Below are 15,757 nucleotides of genomic sequence, written 5' to 3'. Positions count from 1 at the left end.
CGATCGCGGCGCTGGCGGACGATCCGGTGCCGGTCGCGTGACCGAAGTCTCGAATCGCCGGGGCGGTCGATCGCGGGTCGATCGTCGGGCCGGTCAGTGCACCGTCTTCGACTTGCCCTTCATCAGCTGGTCCAGGTCCTCCAGCCACGGCTCGGCCAGGTGGCGGATCTCCGCGTCGTTGACCAGGATGCGCTGCATGATGCGCGTCTTCAGCTGCGCCTCGTCCGGGCCCAGTTGCTGGCTGCCGGCGGCGTGCTTGAGTTGCGAGATCAGCAGCACGCAGGCGCCTTCGAGCTTGACCACCTCGTCCCAGTTGCCCGAGCGGGCGGCGCTCAGCATGTCGGCGCTGGCTTGCTCGATGGCTTCGTAGTAGCTCAACAGTTGGGTGCTCATGATGCGGTCCGGGGTCGTCGGGGCGGCGTGGGCGGCGGGGGATTGGGGCTTGGCGGTGTACTTGGACATGGAACTTCTCAAGTCGTCAGGCGGGTGGGGGCGGGGCCGGGATCAGGCCGCGACGCGTTGTTCGGCAGCGGCCGGGGCGATGCTGGCCCAGGCTTCGCGGATCGGTTGCAGCAGCTTCACGCATTCCTCGACGGCGACATCGTCGCTGCGCAGGTTGGCATGGGTCAGCCGCATGCAGATGTAGGCATACAGGTCGCGCAGGTCCATGGCCAGCTCGCCCGACTCCAGGTTCAGGGCCGCCTTCAGGCCCTCGTCCAGGATGCGGACCGCGCGGCTCAGGCTGCGGTTCTTGGCGTCGACATTGCCGGTGCGGATCGCGCCGATGGCTTGCGTCATCGAATCGAAGGCGCCGTCCAGCAGCAGGGTGACCAGGCGGTGCGGCGACGCGGTCATCACGTCCGTTTCCACGCCGACGCGGTTGTACATGCTGCTGGCGCGCTGACCGTGGGAAGCGAAGGGGGAGGAGTTGCCGTACATGATGTGCTGCTGGGGTGTGCTGTAGTGCTTGAATCAGTTTTCGGCCCCCGCCGGCCCAACTTGAGCCTCCCCCGTGTCGAATTTGTCTCGAAATTCTGCCCGGATGAAGAAAAACAAAAGCCTCCGTGAGGAGGCTTGTCGGCGGTCTTTTCGAAGCGCCGGAGAAGGGCGGCGGCGACGGTCCAGTTCCGAGGGCGACGCTCCCCGGGACACCGCGCCCCCCCGGCCTCAGCTGCTGCCCAGCATGCTGGTGATCTTGTTGACGTAGCTCTGCATGTCGTTGAGCTTGGCCATCTGCGTGTCCAGTGCCGTGTACTGGGCGCGTACCCGCTTCTCGTAGGCCGCGGCGCGGTCGTTGAGCTCGTCCACCCGCTTGTTGTTGGCCGTCACCCGCGACTGCAGGCCGGTGGTGCGGGTGGTGATCGAGCCGTCGAAGCCGGTGACCTGGTCGGCGAAGGCGCGCCAGCGGGTGGCGATGCCGTTGTTGTTCGGGTTGGCGGTGTCGACGCCCATGAACAGGTTCTTCAGGTCGCTCATGCTGCCCAGCGCGCTGGTCAGCTTGGTGTCGTTGACCTTGATGGTGCCGTCGGCGCCGATGTCCAGACCCAGGTCGGACAGGCGGCCGAACTTGCCGCCCAGCGTGCTGCCCGCGGCGGTGATGTTGCGCAGCTGGCTCTGCAGGCCGACCGCGGTGCTGTCGCCCTGCAGCGCGCCGGCGGTCTTGTTGGCGTCGTCGTACTTGGTGTCGTTGCGCATCAGCGTCATCAGGCTGTTGTACGACGTGACGAAGTCGTTGATCGCCTTCTTGACGCTGTCCTTGTCCTGGCCGACGGTGACGGTGGACTGCCCGGTCTTGAGCAGGTTGATCGTCAGGCCGTCGACGGCGCCCTCGATGTTGTTGGAGGCGGAGCTGATCGCCAGGCCGTTGATCGTCAGATTGGCGTTCCTGGCCGCGGTGTTCTGCGTCATCGACGAGATCGAGGCGGTCGGGTCGTAGGCCAGCGCGGACAGGCCGTCGGCGTCGGAGCCGTTGCCGTCGTCATCGGCGGTGGTGATGCGGAAGCCGTTGGCCTCGCCGGTGTCGCGGGAGCGGATCACCAGGCGCGAGCCGGTCGCGTCGGTGACGACCGAGGCCAGCACGCCGGCGCCCGAGGCATTGATCTTGTCGCGGATGTTGGCCAGCGTGTCGGTCGACGCGATCGAGATGCTGACCGGGGTCGCGCCGTTCTTGCTGGTGAAGGTCGAGTTGTTGGTGCCGCTCCACTGGCCGAGCTCGATGGTCATCGAGCCGGAGCCCACCGTCGCGTTGTTGGCGAAGCCCTTGCTCGAGAGCGACTGCGCCGAGGCGAGGTTGGCCACGTCCAGCGCGTAGGAGCCGGCGCCCGAGCCGGCCCCGGCGATGACGGTGGCCATCGTCGTGTCGGAGGAGGTGGCGGTCAGCGCGGACCAGGTCGTCGGATTGGCCAGCTTGGCGGCCGCGTCGCGCATCGCGCTGAAGGCGCTCTTGATCTTGCCGTACTCGGAGATCTGCGTCTTGATGGTGTCGGTGCGCGCCTGGAGGTCGGTGATCGGCTGCTTTTCCAGCGACACCAGCTTCGTGACGATGCTCTCGACGTCCAGACCGCTGCCCAGACCGGCGGAGGTGATGCTTGCCATCGTTCGAACTCCCTGTGACCGTGTTCCGGCTCCCTGGCCGGAAGCCCCATGCGCGACAGGGCCTCGCGTGACTTGCGTGAGGCCCTGTCTTGCATATCGGCGTCAGGCGATCCGACTTTAGGACGGAGGCCTGGCGCCCTGATTGCGTTTTTCTATCAACCCTTGAGCAGCGACAGCACTTGCTGCGGCAGCTGGTTGGCTTGCGCGACCATCGCGTTGCCGGCCTGCTGCAGGATCTGCGCCCGGCTCAGGTTGGAGGTCTCGACCGCGAAGTCGGCGTCCATGATCCGGCTGCGGGCGGCGGTCTGGTTCTCATAGGCCACCTGCAGGTTGGAGATCACCGCGTCGAAGCGGTTCTGCGTCGCGCCCAGCGTTGCGCGCTGGCTGTTGACGGTATCCAGCGCCGTGTCGATGTTGGCCACCACGGTGGCGATCGCCGCCGCGTCCGCGGTGCGGTCGATCACCGCGCGGCCGGCGCCGCTGGTGTCCGAGCCGGAGACCTGGGTGATCGTGGCGTCGGCCGACATGTTGGGCGTCGTGACGGTGATCTCGTCGTTGGACGTCGTGTTCGGCCCGACCTGGAAGGTCTGCGGCAGCGCCGCGTCCTGGCCCAGGATGTACTTGCCGTTGAAGGTCGTGCCGGCGGTGACCCGCTGGATTTCCTTGGCCAGCTCGCCGAATTCCTTGTCCAGCGAATCCTTGTCGCTGTCCGCGTTGGTCGCGTTGCGGGCCTGGATCGCCAGTTCGCGCATCCGCTGCAGCGAATCGGCCACCTTGCCCAGCGCGCCTTCGGCGGTCTGCGCCAGCGAGATGCCGTCGTTGGCATTGCGCATCGCGACCGACATGCCGCGGGCTTGCGCGTTCATCCGTTCGGCGATGGCCAGGCCGGCCGCGTCGTCCTTGGCGGAGTTCACCCGCAGGCCTGACGACAGGCGCTGCATCGAGGTCGCCAGCGACGACTGCGACGAATTCAGATTGCGTTGCGCGTTCAGCGAAGCAATGTTGGTGTTGATGGTCTGTGGCATTGATGCACTCCTGCGGAGATCCTGTCCTGGCTGCGATCCCGGTTAGGTGGGTCGGTTCCCGACCTCGCCTGCCGATCCTCGCTGCGCCATCGCAGTCATTGTTCGGATCTGCCGGTTGGACCGGTGGTCGAGCGGTACTTCATGCTCGATGGGTGCCATTGTGCGAAAGGTGCTGCAACGCCGATTGGCCGATTAACGGGCGGAAAACCGTCCATTACGAAGCCAATGAAAGAAGGCCCCGCAGCCGTCCCGGGGGACGGTTGCGGAGCCTTGGGAAGGCCGGCCTCGAGGACCGGCGCTTGAGGAGTCAACCGGGGAGGGGCCGGCCAGCGGTGGCCGGCGCCGGGATCAGCTGCGCAGCAGCGACAGCACCTGCTGCGGGAGCTGGTTGGCCTGCGCCACCATCGTGTTGCCGGCCTGCTGCAGGATCTGCGAGCGGCTCAGGTTGGCGGTTTCCGCGGCGAAGTCGGCGTCCATGATCCGGCTGCGGGCGGCGGTCTGGTTCTCCACCGAGACCTGCAGGTTGGAGATGATCGCGTCGAAGCGGTTCTGGGAGGCGCCCAGGATCGCGCGCTGGCCGCTGACGGTGGTGATGGCCGCGTCGATGTTGTCGATCACCGTCTTGAGCGAGTCCGGCGTCGAGGCGTTGTCGATCACGCCAGCGGTGACGGCGGTGATCGTCGCGTCGTTGGTCATGTTGTTCGTGACCACGTCCACCGAGTCGTTCGCGCTGGTGTTGGCGCCGATCTGGAAGGTCTGCGTGCCGGCATCGGCGCCCAGGATGGCCTTGCCGTTGAAGGTCGTGCCGCCGATGACGCGGCCGATTTCCTGGCCCAGCTGGGCGTATTCCTTGCCGATCGAGTCCAGGTCGGAGGTGGTGTTGGTCGCGTTGCGGGCCTGCACCGCCAGTTCACGCATGCGCTGCAGCGAGTCGCCCACCTTGGACAGCGCGCCTTCGGCCGTCTGCGCCAGCGAGATGCCGTCGTTGGCATTGCGCACCGCCACGTTCATGCCGCGCACTTGCGCGTTCATGCGTTCGGCGATCGCCAGGCCAGCGGCGTCGTCCTTGGCGGAGTTGACGCGCAGGCCGGAAGACAGGCGCTGCATCGACACCGACAGCGAGGACTGCGAGGACGACAGGTTGCGCTGGGCGTTCAGCGATTGCAGGTTGGTGTTGATGATCTGAGCCATGATCCATTCCTTTCGAATTCAAAGACCTTCGCGGTCTCGGTCGGACGTTTGAAAAACTGTCCGACTGAGCCGGACCACGTGGCCCTTGCTGTTGATTTGCGGACCCGTTGATGCAGTTATCGGGCCGGCAGGGAATGGACTTGAGGCCTTCTTGAAAAGAAAGCGTGTAACCGCCCGTCCCGGGCGTGAAGTTGTGCCATGGCGGGCGAGCACTTCTCTTTCACCACCCGCGCGGGATGGGGAAAGAGAAGGGGGACCGCAGTCCCCCTCGCGGGCGTCTGGCTGACGAGGATCAGCGCAGCAGGGCCAGCACTTGCTGGGGCGCCTGGTTGGCCTGGGCGATCATCGCGTTGCCGGCCTGCTGCAGGATCTGCGCGCGGCTCAGGTTGGCGGTTTCCGAGGCGAAGTCGGCGTCCATGATCCGGCTGCGGGCCGCGGTCTGGTTCTCGACCGAGATCTGCAGGTTCGACACGATCGCGTCGAAGCGGTTCTGCGAGGCACCCAGCTTCGAACGCTCGCCGGACACCGTCTTGATCGCCGCGTCGATGTTGTCGATCACGGTGGCCAGGTCGGCCGTCGTCGACGCGTTGGTGATCGCGCCGCCGGTCACGCCGGTGATGGTCGTGTCCGTGGTCATGTTGGTCGTCGTGACGTCGACCGAGTCGTTGGCCGTCGTGTTGGCGCCGATCTGGAAGGTCTGCGTGCCCGAATCGCCGGCCAGGATGGCGCGGCCGTTGAAGGTCGTGCCGCCCAGCACGCGCTGGATTTCCGAGCCCAGCTGCGCATATTCCTGACCGATCGAGTCCAGGTCGGACGTCGTGTTGGTCGCGTTGCGGGCCTGCACCGCCAGTTCACGCATGCGCTGCAGCGAGTCGCCCACCTTGGACAGCGCGCCTTCGGCCGTCTGCGACAGCGAGATGCCGTCGTTGGCGTTGCGCTGGGCCACGTTCATGCCGCGGACTTGCGCGTTCATGCGGTCGGCGATCGCCAGGCCGGCGGCGTCGTCCTTGGCGGAGTTGACACGCAGGCCCGAGGACAGGCGCTGCATGGAGACGGCCAGCGAGCTGGCGCTCGTGCTGGTGTTGCGCTGGGCGTTGAGCGACAGCAGGTTGGTGTTGATGACTTGGGCCATGATTGCTCCTAACAGCTATACGTAAATACCGGCAAAAGCGCCGAACCACACATGAGCGCCTGAGTCCTCCGATCCTCCAGCCCGCCGTGAGGCGAACCGGCCGAGGATCTCGGATGCTCCTGCTGAACCTGCCGGGCCATTTCCCGGTTCGGTCCCAGTCCGACGCTAGTCAACCGTTGCCGTCCCACCCCCTCATCGGGTTGCCAAGAACGTCAGGCCTTCTAACCGGACCACGTGCCGCCTGCCTGCTTCGACTTGCCGTTGGACTCCTGGTCCTTGCTGGCTTGTCGCTGCGTTCAGCAGCCCCGTTGTTTTGGTTATCGGCCCCCGCGCCTTAGAACTTAAGGGCAATTTGTCAAGACTTTCGATCCGGAGATAAGCAGGTCTTGCAACGCGTTGTTTGTCGTTTGACTTCGACCCGGACTCGTGCCCGGGTGTCGGTCTGGCGACGGACATGAAGGGGTTAACGGCCGCTCCACGGCGGGATTGAGGGGGAATGGCGGCGCTTTTCGTGCGCTCGATCACGGGGGTGCCGCCCTAAAGTGCCTTCCGGCGCGGCCGACAAGGCGCGGCGCCGCATCCGCCACCTTCGCCGGGACCGGTCTCGGCATCGAGATCGGACTCGATCGACGAGTCCCAACGACCATGGAGAGATCTATGCCGCTGCAATCGCAAACCGAGGCACGGTCCGCCGTGTCGATGATCGACGCGTCGATCGAGGAACAAATTCACGGACGCATCCGTCCGGGCTCGGGCGAGGCTCGCCTGCTGCTGGCCCAGGCGCGCAACGCCGCGTATGCGCAGGCCGCGCAGGGGCGCATCGGCGACGGCGTCGCGCTGCTGTGCAATGCGCTGGAGATGGCGCCGATGAGCGTGGACCTGCTGTCCGACGTCGGCGCGCTGCTGCTGGCCTCGGGTCAGTTGCGCGAGGCGGCCCTGTATGCGCATCGCGCCGTCGAGCTGTCGCCGCAGCATGCGCCGTCGCTCTACACGCTGGGCTTCGCACTGTCCGGACTGGGCGAGGTCAAGGCCGCCATCGAGGTGTTGTCCATCCTCAATGAAGGTCAGGCGCTGGAAATGCTGCGCCGCGATTCGCCGGAACTGATGGCGATCGTCGAGTCCGAGCTGCTGCGCCTGCGAGCCGCCTGAGGCGTCCCGACATCCCGCTCGCGGGGGCGGCCTGACAGGCTGTCTCCGCCAGAAACCGCCGCCGAGCCCGTGTTCACGGGACCTCGTCCGGCGGTTTTCCTTTGGGAGCCTGTCAGCGTGTAGGAATCTGTCTGACAAGACGGTCGGCGGCCTTCGTAGCTCATGTATGCCAGCAACCTGATGTCGCGAAAAAAGGGGTTTCTTCAGAATTCATTCCATCGCAGCAACGCAACCGCCCAGGAGCCCAGAGATGAACAGCGACCAGATCCTTGCCGAGATCCGTGAAGCCAACCTGTCGTACCTGATGCTGGCCCAGAGCCTCATCCGCGCCGACCGCGAGCAGGCCCTGTACCGCCTGGGCATCTCGGAAGAGACCGCGACGCTGCTGAACACGCTGAGCCCGGCCCAGATGATGAAGATGGCCTCCGGCAACACGCTGCTGTGCCGCTTCCGCATGGACGACGACCTGGTGTGGGGCCTGCTGACCTCGCACGGCAAGCCGGCCGCCAACGACAGCGTCTCCCGCCTGCACGCCTCCATCCTGATGGCCGGCCGCCACCAGGAAGCCGCCTGATCCCAGGATCCAGGCAACGCGATTGCCGCCCGAGACCATCCGACACGCTTTCCGGAGCCCCCATGCGCACCAAGTCCATCCTGACCGAAGCCAAGCAGATCGAACGCGCGGTGACGCTGATCAAGCTGGGCGCGCGCCTGCAGGTGCTGGAATCGGAAACCGACCTGAGCTACGAGCGTTTGCTGCGCCTGTACAAGGAAGTCTCGGGCAAGAGTCCCAGCAAGGGCCAGCTGCCGTTCTCGACCGACTGGTTCATGACCTGGCAGCCCAACATCCACGCCAGCCTGTTCCTCAACATCCACGAGTACCTGAACAAGGTCGCCGAGATGGACGAGATCGATGTCGTCATCAAGGCCTACCAGCTGTACCAGGAGCAGACCGCGGCCCAGAACCTGGAGCAGCTGCTGTCGGTCACCCGCGCCTGGCGCCTGGTGAAGTTCGTGGACAACGGCATGCTGACGATGACCCGGTGCAGCAAGTGCGGCGGTCACTTCGTGACCCATCCGCATGAGGTGGCCAAGCATTACGTCTGCGGCCTGTGCAACCCGCCGGCGCGTGCCGGCAAGGGCAAGGCGGCCGGCGGCATCCAGATGCACTGAGCGGCGCGGCATGGCCTCGCGCTGGCGCACCTGCCTGGTCGTCATCGCCCGCGATGAAGCGGCGACCATCGGCCGCCTGCTCGACAGCGTCCGTCCCTTCGTGGACGACGCGCTGGTGCTGGACACCGGCTCCACCGACGACACCGTCCGCCTGGCGCAGGCCGCCGGGGCGCGCGTCGCGCATTTCCCCTGGATCGACGACTTCTCCGCCGCGCGCAATGCGGCGCTCGATGCCGCGGGCGCGGACTGGCACCTGGTGCTGGACGCCGACGAATGGCTGATCGGGGAGGGCAGTGGCGCGGCGCTCGAGGCGCTGCGCGCCACGCCGCCGGAGTTCGTCGGCACGATCGTCCTGCAGGACCACTTCGACGGCGGCACCGCCCGATCGCGCTTGAGCCGCGTGCTGCCCGGGACCGTCCGCTACACCGGACGAATTCACGAGCAGCCGGCGCATGCGCTGCCGGTACGGCCGCTGGAACTCCAGGTCGCGCACGACGGCTATCTGCCGGAACGGCTTCAGGTGAAGCAGGGCCGCAACGAGGAACTGCTCCGAGCGGCGATCGACGAGGCGCCGAGCAACCCTTATCTCTGGTATCAGCTGGGCAAGGACTTGTCGGTCTACGCGCGCTTCGCCGATGCCGAAACCGCCTTCGCCACCGCTTCGGATCGTCTTGCGGACATGCCCCTGATGCCGGCGTGGTGGCCCGATTTGGTGGCCCGCCGACTGTTCGGCTTGAAATCCCTCAAGCGCCATGCCGACGGCATGGTTTTCGCCGAAACGCAACTGCAGCTATGTGCAGAGTCGCCGGACTTCTTCTTCGCGCTGGGCGATCTGCTGCTGGATTGGGCGGCGGACCAGCCGGAGCAGGCGGAGGTCCTGGTTCCGATGATCGACGACGCTTGGACGCGATGCCTTGAAATTGGCGAGCGTCCGGACCAGCCGGGCGCCGTCGCTGGGCGAGGCAGCCACCTTGCCGCCTACAACCTTGAGTTGCTCCGCGCCGCCTTCCCGCCAAGTCCTCGGTAGAGAAGAGCGTCGGAGGGCAGAAGTCCCCAGCAAACAAGGAAAAAGCGCCCGAGCCATGGCGCTGATCCGGCATCTTGTAGGAATTGATCTGACAAACGCGTCGGCGCGCTCCCTAACCTTTACATGGAAGCGACCTGATGTTGGTTGCGTGTCGGGATCTCTACAGTTCGTCTCACGCTGAAACGAAACGACATCAGCACCCCACACCCCAGGAGCCGAACGATGAACGCCGACCAAATCCTCGCCGAGATCCGCGAAGCCAACCTGTCGTACCTGATGCTGGCTCAGAGCCTGATCCGCGCGGACCGTGAACAGGCGCTGTATCGTCTGGGCATCTCGGAAGAGACCGCGACGCTGCTGAACACGCTGAGCGCCGCGCAGATGCTGAAGATTGCCTCGGGCAACACGCTGCTGTGCCGCTTCCGCATGGACGACGATCTGGTGTGGGGCCTGCTGACCTCGCACGGCAAGCCGGCCGCGAACGACAGCGTGTCCCGCCTGCATGCTTCCATCCTGCTGGCCGGCCGCCATCAGGAAGCCGCCTGAGTTCGATATCGACGCCAGACCGCAGAACTGAAGCCCGGAGACACCGCCATGCGCACCAAGTCCATCCTGACCGAAGCCAAGCAGATCGAGCGCGCCGTGACGCTGATCCACCTGGGCGCCCGCCTGCAGGTGCTGGAATCGGAGACGGACCTGAGCTACGAGCGTTTGCTGCGCCTGTACAAGGAAGTCTCGGGCAAGAGCCCCAGCAAGGGCCAGCTGCCGTTCTCGACCGACTGGTTCATGACCTGGCAGCCCAACATCCACGCCAGCCTGTTCCTCAACATCCACGAGTACCTGAACAAGGTCGCCGAGATGGACGAGATCGATGTCGTCATCAAGGCCTACCAGCTGTACCAGGAGCAGACCGCAGCCCAGAACCTGGAGCAGTTGCTGTCGGTCACCCGCGCCTGGCGCCTGGTGAAGTTCGTCGACAACGGCATGCTGACGATGACCAAGTGCAGCAAGTGCGGCGGCCATTTCGTGACCCATCCGCATGAAGTGGCCAAGCATTACGTCTGCGGCCTGTGCAACCCGCCGGCGCGTGCCGGCAAGGGCAAGGCGGCCGGCGGCATCCAGATGCATTGAGGTCGCCACCATGGGCGCGCGACTTCCTCATGCCGCCTCCGGCGACGCCGCCCCAGGCGGCCTGCGCTGGCCGGCGCTGGCGCTGCTGAGCTGGGCGGCCTGCTTCGCCGTCTGGCGTCTGTTCGGCCCGGACTGGCCGGCGGCGATCGTCGCCTCGGGCCTGGGCCTGATCCTCGCCGGACTCCACCGCCAGGCCTGGCGCCGGCTGATCGTGGCGTCCGGTTTTCCACTGGCGCTGCTGTTCACCGGGACCGACCTGCCGGCCTGGATCTGGCTCATACCGCTGGCCGTGCTGGTGCTGGCCTATCCGCGGCGCGGCTGGAACGATGCGCCGCTGTACCCGACGCCCCACGACGCGCTGCGTGCGCTCCCCGAGCGTGTGAAGCTGCACGAAGGCGCGCGCGTCCTGGACGCCGGCTGCGGACTGGGCGATGGATTGGTGGCTCTTCGCCGCGCTTATCCGGGCCTGCGCTTCTCGGGCATTGAATACAGTGGCGTCCTGTGGCTGCTGGCCCGCCTGCGCTGCCCCTGGGCCGAGATCACCCGGGGCGACCTGTGGGCCCAGTCGTGGCGCGAGATGGACCTGGTCTACCTGTTCCAGCGACCCGAATCGATGCCGCGCGCGCTCGACAAGGCGCGCACCGAGATGCGGCCGGGCGCCTGGCTGGCGAGCCTGGACTTCCCGCTGCCGGGCCAGCCGGTCTTCGCCCAGCTGGACACCGGCACCCGCCACCGGCTGTATGTCTACCGGGTGCGTGAACTCCAGGCCTGAGCGCCCGGAACACGCCGCCCACATCGAACGCAATCAGTCAGCGACGCCCGACCGGCGTCCGCGCGGCACACCGGTCGTCACAGGCCGGGGCTCAAGCGGACGGGGAGCCGGTCGATAAGGGATGAGATGGCCCGGACCGCGAGGGGACGCGGCGGTTACTTCAGGACGGAACGAATTCCATGTTTGTCATCATCGGTTGGCTGCTGGCCCTGGCTTGCATCTTCGGCGTGTTCATCGCGCACGGGGGCAACATCGGCGTGGTGCTGCATGCGTTGCCCTTCGAGATGACGACCATCTTCGGCGCGGCGATCGGCGGCATGCTGGCCACCAATCCGCCCAAGGTCATGAAAGCCACGCTCAAGGGCCTGGGCGACTGCTTCAAGGGCAGCAAGTACACCAAGGCCCGCTACATGGAGCTGCTGGCGCTGCTCTACGACATCCTGCAGAAGGCCCGCAAGGAAGGCCTGATGTCGATCGAAAAGGACGTCGAGGATCCGCACAGCTCGCCGCTGTTCCAGAAATACCCGACGGTGGGCAACGACCACCATGTGGCCGAGTTCATCACCGACTATCTTCGGATGATGGTCTCCGGCAACCTGAACGCGCACGAGATCGAGTCCCTGATGGACGCCGAGATCGACACCCACCACCACGAGGCCTTCCTTGCGGTGATCGCGCTGCAGCGCCTGGCGGGCGGCCTGCCGGCCTTCGGCATCGTCGCGGCGGTGCTCGGCGTGGTGAACACGATGGGCTCGGTCGGCCAGCCGCCGGCGGTGCTGGGCGGAATGATCGGCTCGGCGCTGGTCGGCACCTTCCTGGGCATCCTGCTGGCGTACGCGTTCGCCGAGCCGCTGGCCGGTGCGCTGGAAGCCAAGGTCGACGAAGCTGGCAAGGAACTGCAGTGCATCAAGACCACGCTGCTGGCCTCGATGCAGGGCTACGCGCCGCAGGTGGCGATCGAATTCGGCCGCAAGGTGCTGTACTCGACCGAGCGCCCGACCTTCGCGGAGCTCGAAGGCCACGTGAAGAAGAAGTGATCGGAGTGATTCGCCATGGCCGGTGACGCCAAGAAACTCCAGCCCATCATCATCAAGCGCGTCAAGAAGGGCGGCCATGCCGCCCACGGCGGCGCGTGGAAGATCGCGTACGCGGACTTCGTGACGGCGATGATGGCGTTCTTCCTGCTGATGTGGCTGCTCGGCTCCACGACCGAGGGCGACAAGAAGGGCATCGCGGACTATTTCGCTTCGCCGCTGAAGGTGGCGATGTTCGGCGGCTCGGGCTCGGGCGACGCCTCGCACATCATCAAGGGCGGCGGTCAGGACCTGACCCGCCAGACCGGCCAGGTCAAGGCCGGCGACGTCGAATCCCCTCGGAAAACCATCAACCTGAAGGCCCTCAAGGAAGAGCAGCGCCGCGCCGAGCGGGTGCGCCTGCAGCAATTGAAGGACAAGGTCGAGAAAATCATCGCGGACAACCCCCGAATTGCGGCATTAGGTGGGCAAATCCGGCTCGACATGACCCGCGAGGGCTTGCGGATCCAAATCGTGGACGAGAATAATCGTCCGATGTTTGACAGCGGCAGCGCGGTGGTGAAGCCGTATATGCGCGAATTGCTGCAGGAACTCGGCAATGTGTTGTCCGAGGTGCCCAACCGGCTCACGCTGGAGGGTCATACGGATGCACAGCCGTTTTCTGCGGGCGAGCGCGGATACAGCAACTGGGAACTGTCGGCGGACCGGGCCAATGCCTCGCGGCGCGAGCTGGTGGCAGGCGGTTTGCCGGATGCCCGGGTCCTTCGCGTGCAGGGGTTGGCGTCGAGCAAGCTGCTGGACACGAAAGACCCCAATGCCCAGGTCAATCGCCGCATCAGCATCATCGTGATGAATCGCGATGCCGAAGATGCGGTGCTGAAGAACCTGCCCGATGAGGACGAGGACACTGCGAATCCCGCGGCGAGCGCGCCGCAGGCCTCAAGTTCCGCGCCCTCCGGCCGATAACGGTCCGAATTCGAACAAGCCCGAACAAAGCCCTCCAGTCCCCTCAGAGGAACGCCATGAGCACTGACATGAAATTCTTGATCGTCGACGACTTCTCGACCATGCGCCGGATCGTGCGCGGTCTGCTGAAGGAGATCGGCTACAACAACGCCGAAGAGGCGGAAGATGGCGTCGAGGCCCTGAGCATGCTGAAACAGGCGAAATACGATTTCGTCGTCAGCGACATCAACATGCCCAACATGAATGGCTTCGAGCTGCTCAAGGCCATCAAGGAAGATGCCTCGCTGAAGCACCTGCCGGTGCTGATGGTGACGGCGGAGGCCCGCAAGGAAGACATCGTCCTGGCCGCCCAGAGCGGCGCGGCGGGCTACATCGTGAAGCCGTTCACGAAGGCCACGCTGGAGGAAAAGGTCCAGAAGATCATGCAGAAGCTGGCCGCTGCGGCCTGATGCTGGGGAGTCCACCATGCAGATGGAAGAACTGGCCAAACTGTCGCAGAGCAACGAACCGCTGATCGTCTCTCCCGAGGTGTTCCAGCAGATCGGCACGATCACCCGGGTGCTGCACGACACGATGCAGCAGCTGGGCGTGATGCCCAAGCTGCAGGTCGCCACCGACGGCCTGCCCGACGCGCGCAGCCGCCTGACCTACATCGCCAACAAGACCGCCGACGCCGCCAACAAGGTGCTGAACTCGGTCGACCAGGCGAAGGCCGAACACGCCAAGATCACCGAGGCCGCCAATGCGATGGCCCAGGCGATCACAGCGGACCCGGTCCGCGCGGTGGCCTCGGGCGCGGTGTTGAACTTCGTCAAGGAGGTCGAGTCCTCGACCTCCAAGATCGACACCCACCTGACCGACATCATGCTGTCGCAGGACTTCCATGACCTGACCGGTCAGGTGGTCGCCAAGGTCGTGACCCTGGCCAACGACCTGGAAGATTCGCTGGTGAAGCTGCTGGTCTCGGTGGTGCCGCCGGAGCAGCGCGAGAAGGTCGACCCGAGCATCCTGCAGGGTCCGGTCGTCAGCCACGAAGGCCGCACCGACGTGGTGGCCAACCAGTCCGAAGTGGACGATCTGCTGGCTTCGCTGGGCTTCTGACCGCCCGGGCCGGCCGAGAGCCGGCGCCGCCCCCACGAAACCCGCGCCCTGGCGCGGGTTTCTGCTTTCTGCGCGGCCGAGAAGACCGGCTGATTTCCGCCGCTTATCGGGCCAAGGCCAGGCGGCTCGCGGCCGAACAATGGCGACGCTGCGGCATGGGGCCGTGGCTTCCTCATTGCGCACATGGCCGATTCAGACGCACAAGACCGCAACTTACCCGCCTCGCAGAAAAAGATCGAACGATCGCGCAAGGAGGGCCAGCTGCCGCGTTCCCGGGACCTGCCGCATTTCGCGGTCATGGCCACGGGGGCCGCCTTGTTCGCCACATCGACGCCGTATGCGGTCGACACGCTGCAGCACATGCTCGAAGGGGCGCTGCGTTTCGATGCCGAACAACTGCGCGCCGCCGGCATGATGACCGAGCGGCTGTCCTCGCTGACCTGGCAAGGCTTCCTGCTGGGCCTGCCGGCGATGCTCATCCTGGCGATGGCCGCGATCGCGGCCCACATCGCCTCGGGCGGCTGGAACTTCACGATGAAGCCGCTGACCCCGAAGTTCACCCACCTGAACCCGGTGACCGGCTTCGGCCGGCTGTTCCAGTGGCAGAACCTGACCACCGCGCTGAAGGCCGTGCTGCTGTCGCTGGTGCTGGGCATCGTCGGCGCGATCGCGCTGAAGGACCGCATCGCAGGCTTCGTCGGAATCATGTCCGTGCCGCTGCCATCCGCGCTCGCCTTCGCGGGCAAGCAACTGATGGGCGGGCTGATGATGCTGGGCCTCTGCCTGGCGCTGTTCGCCGTCATCGACGTGCCGCTGCAGCGCCACCTCTACCTGAAGCGGCTCAAAATGTCCCGCGAGGAGGCCAAGAACGAACTCAAGGAAGCCGAAGGCAACCTCGAGATGAAGCACAAAATGCGCCACAAGGCCCGCGAACTCGTGAAGCGCCGCATGCTGGCGGCAGTGCCCAAGGCGGACCTGGTGGTGATGAACCCCACCCACTATGCGGTCGCGATCGCCTACGACGAAACCAAGTTCGGCGCGCCGCGAGTGGTGGCCAAGGGCCTGGACCTGCTGGCCTTCAAGATCCGCGACATCGCCAAGGAGAGCAAGGTGCCGGTGCTGCAGGCGCCAGCGCTGGCCCGCGCCCTGTACGCCCATGCCGAACTGGACCGTGAAATCCCCGGCGCGCTGTTCGGCGCGGTGGCGCAGGTGCTGGCCTACGTCTACCAGCTCAAGGCCGCGCTGAAGGGGCAGGGCATGGCGCCGCAGGCCGCGCCGAATCCGGCAGTGCCGGACGAACTCGATCCGCACAAGAAGCCAGGGTGGACGCCGCCGGAAGACGAGCTCGAAGACCACTTCGCCGACGGGCGTCCGGCCTGATCGGGACCGAGCGACGGGGCCCAGGCCGGTGCCCCCTTTCCGCTCAATCGCCTCCGCACGCTCGGCATTCGCTTCAAGGGG

General features: G+C 66.0%; 18 protein-coding genes. 12 read left to right on the top strand and 6 right to left on the bottom strand.

Annotated elements, in window-relative coordinates; translation table 11 throughout:
* Positions 1-93 precede the first annotated feature (93 nt).
* The 6 genes from CS062_RS10700 to CS062_RS10675 all read right to left on the bottom strand — a co-directional run bounded on the left by CS062_RS10700 (position 94) and on the right by CS062_RS10675 (position 5,943).
* The gene (locus CS062_RS10700) at positions 94-393 is read right to left on the bottom strand and encodes a flagellar protein FliT (RefSeq protein ID WP_091725004.1); all 300 of its coding nucleotides are present in this window, start codon (positions 391-393) and stop codon (positions 94-96) included.
* A gap of 111 nt (positions 394-504) precedes the next feature.
* Positions 505-939 carry a flagellar export chaperone FliS gene (gene fliS / locus CS062_RS10695; RefSeq protein ID WP_091722364.1) on the bottom strand — a complete coding sequence of 145 codons (435 nt, stop codon included), beginning with the start codon at positions 937-939 and terminating at the stop codon, positions 505-507.
* 228 nt (positions 940-1,167) lie between these two features.
* Positions 1,168-2,595, bottom strand: coding sequence for a flagellar filament capping protein FliD (gene fliD, locus CS062_RS10690; protein ID WP_099861634.1), 1,428 nt, complete (start codon positions 2,593-2,595; stop codon positions 1,168-1,170).
* 155 nt (positions 2,596-2,750) lie between these two features.
* A complete protein-coding gene (locus CS062_RS10685) occupies positions 2,751-3,620 on the bottom strand; it encodes a flagellin N-terminal helical domain-containing protein (protein ID WP_099861633.1) in 870 nt (289 codons plus the stop codon).
* Positions 3,621-3,968: 348 nt separating this feature from the next.
* The gene (locus tag CS062_RS10680; protein WP_099861632.1) at positions 3,969-4,811 is read right to left on the bottom strand and encodes a flagellin N-terminal helical domain-containing protein; all 843 of its coding nucleotides are present in this window, start codon (positions 4,809-4,811) and stop codon (positions 3,969-3,971) included.
* Positions 4,812-5,103: 292 nt separating this feature from the next.
* Positions 5,104-5,943: a flagellin N-terminal helical domain-containing protein gene (locus CS062_RS10675; protein WP_099861631.1), complete on the bottom strand. Its 840-nt coding sequence runs from the start codon at positions 5,941-5,943 to the stop codon at positions 5,104-5,106.
* 657 nt (positions 5,944-6,600) lie between these two features.
* On the opposite strand from CS062_RS10675, the gene CS062_RS10670 reads away from it, so the two are divergent.
* From CS062_RS10670 to CS062_RS10615, 12 genes are all read left to right on the top strand, one after another.
* The gene (locus CS062_RS10670; protein WP_099861630.1) at positions 6,601-7,092 is read left to right on the top strand and encodes a tetratricopeptide repeat protein; all 492 of its coding nucleotides are present in this window, start codon (positions 6,601-6,603) and stop codon (positions 7,090-7,092) included.
* Between the two features lie 250 nt (positions 7,093-7,342).
* A complete protein-coding gene (gene flhD / locus CS062_RS10665; RefSeq protein WP_091722388.1) occupies positions 7,343-7,666 on the top strand; it encodes a flagellar transcriptional regulator FlhD in 324 nt (107 codons plus the stop codon).
* Between the two features lie 62 nt (positions 7,667-7,728).
* Positions 7,729-8,265 (top strand): flagellar transcriptional regulator FlhC, encoded by a 537-nt coding sequence (gene flhC, locus CS062_RS10660; protein WP_099861629.1) that lies wholly within the window; start codon positions 7,729-7,731, stop codon positions 8,263-8,265.
* 10 nt (positions 8,266-8,275) lie between these two features.
* Positions 8,276-9,292: a glycosyltransferase gene (locus CS062_RS10655; protein ID WP_158238744.1), complete on the top strand. Its 1,017-nt coding sequence runs from the start codon at positions 8,276-8,278 to the stop codon at positions 9,290-9,292.
* A 222-nt stretch (positions 9,293-9,514) separates the two neighbouring features.
* Complete coding sequence (gene flhD / locus CS062_RS10650; RefSeq protein ID WP_099861627.1) at positions 9,515-9,838, top strand: flagellar transcriptional regulator FlhD; 324 nt, start codon at positions 9,515-9,517, stop codon at positions 9,836-9,838.
* A 48-nt stretch (positions 9,839-9,886) separates the two neighbouring features.
* Positions 9,887-10,423: a flagellar transcriptional regulator FlhC gene (flhC, locus tag CS062_RS10645; RefSeq protein ID WP_091722407.1), complete on the top strand. Its 537-nt coding sequence runs from the start codon at positions 9,887-9,889 to the stop codon at positions 10,421-10,423.
* A 10-nt stretch (positions 10,424-10,433) separates the two neighbouring features.
* Positions 10,434-11,195 (top strand): class I SAM-dependent methyltransferase, encoded by a 762-nt coding sequence (locus CS062_RS10640; RefSeq protein ID WP_099861626.1) that lies wholly within the window; start codon positions 10,434-10,436, stop codon positions 11,193-11,195.
* Positions 11,196-11,374: 179 nt separating this feature from the next.
* Positions 11,375-12,232: a flagellar motor stator protein MotA gene (gene motA, locus CS062_RS10635; RefSeq protein ID WP_091722416.1), complete on the top strand. Its 858-nt coding sequence runs from the start codon at positions 11,375-11,377 to the stop codon at positions 12,230-12,232.
* Positions 12,233-12,247: 15 nt separating this feature from the next.
* A complete protein-coding gene (gene motB, locus CS062_RS10630; RefSeq protein WP_091722421.1) occupies positions 12,248-13,195 on the top strand; it encodes a flagellar motor protein MotB in 948 nt (315 codons plus the stop codon).
* 56 nt (positions 13,196-13,251) lie between these two features.
* A complete protein-coding gene (gene cheY, locus CS062_RS10625; protein WP_058934552.1) occupies positions 13,252-13,644 on the top strand; it encodes a chemotaxis response regulator CheY in 393 nt (130 codons plus the stop codon).
* 16 nt (positions 13,645-13,660) lie between these two features.
* Positions 13,661-14,296 carry a protein phosphatase CheZ gene (locus CS062_RS10620; protein WP_099861625.1) on the top strand — a complete coding sequence of 212 codons (636 nt, stop codon included), beginning with the start codon at positions 13,661-13,663 and terminating at the stop codon, positions 14,294-14,296.
* 183 nt (positions 14,297-14,479) lie between these two features.
* Positions 14,480-15,676: an EscU/YscU/HrcU family type III secretion system export apparatus switch protein gene (locus tag CS062_RS10615; protein ID WP_099861624.1), complete on the top strand. Its 1,197-nt coding sequence runs from the start codon at positions 14,480-14,482 to the stop codon at positions 15,674-15,676.
* Positions 15,677-15,757 lie beyond the last annotated feature (81 nt).

Origin of the sequence: Roseateles chitinivorans (assembly GCF_002761755.1) — a bacterium.
Classification (GTDB): Bacteria; Pseudomonadota; Gammaproteobacteria; order Burkholderiales; family Burkholderiaceae_C; genus Roseateles; species Roseateles chitinivorans.
Note: the sequence above shows the minus strand (reverse complement) of the source record. Positions and strands in the feature narration are given on the sequence as shown.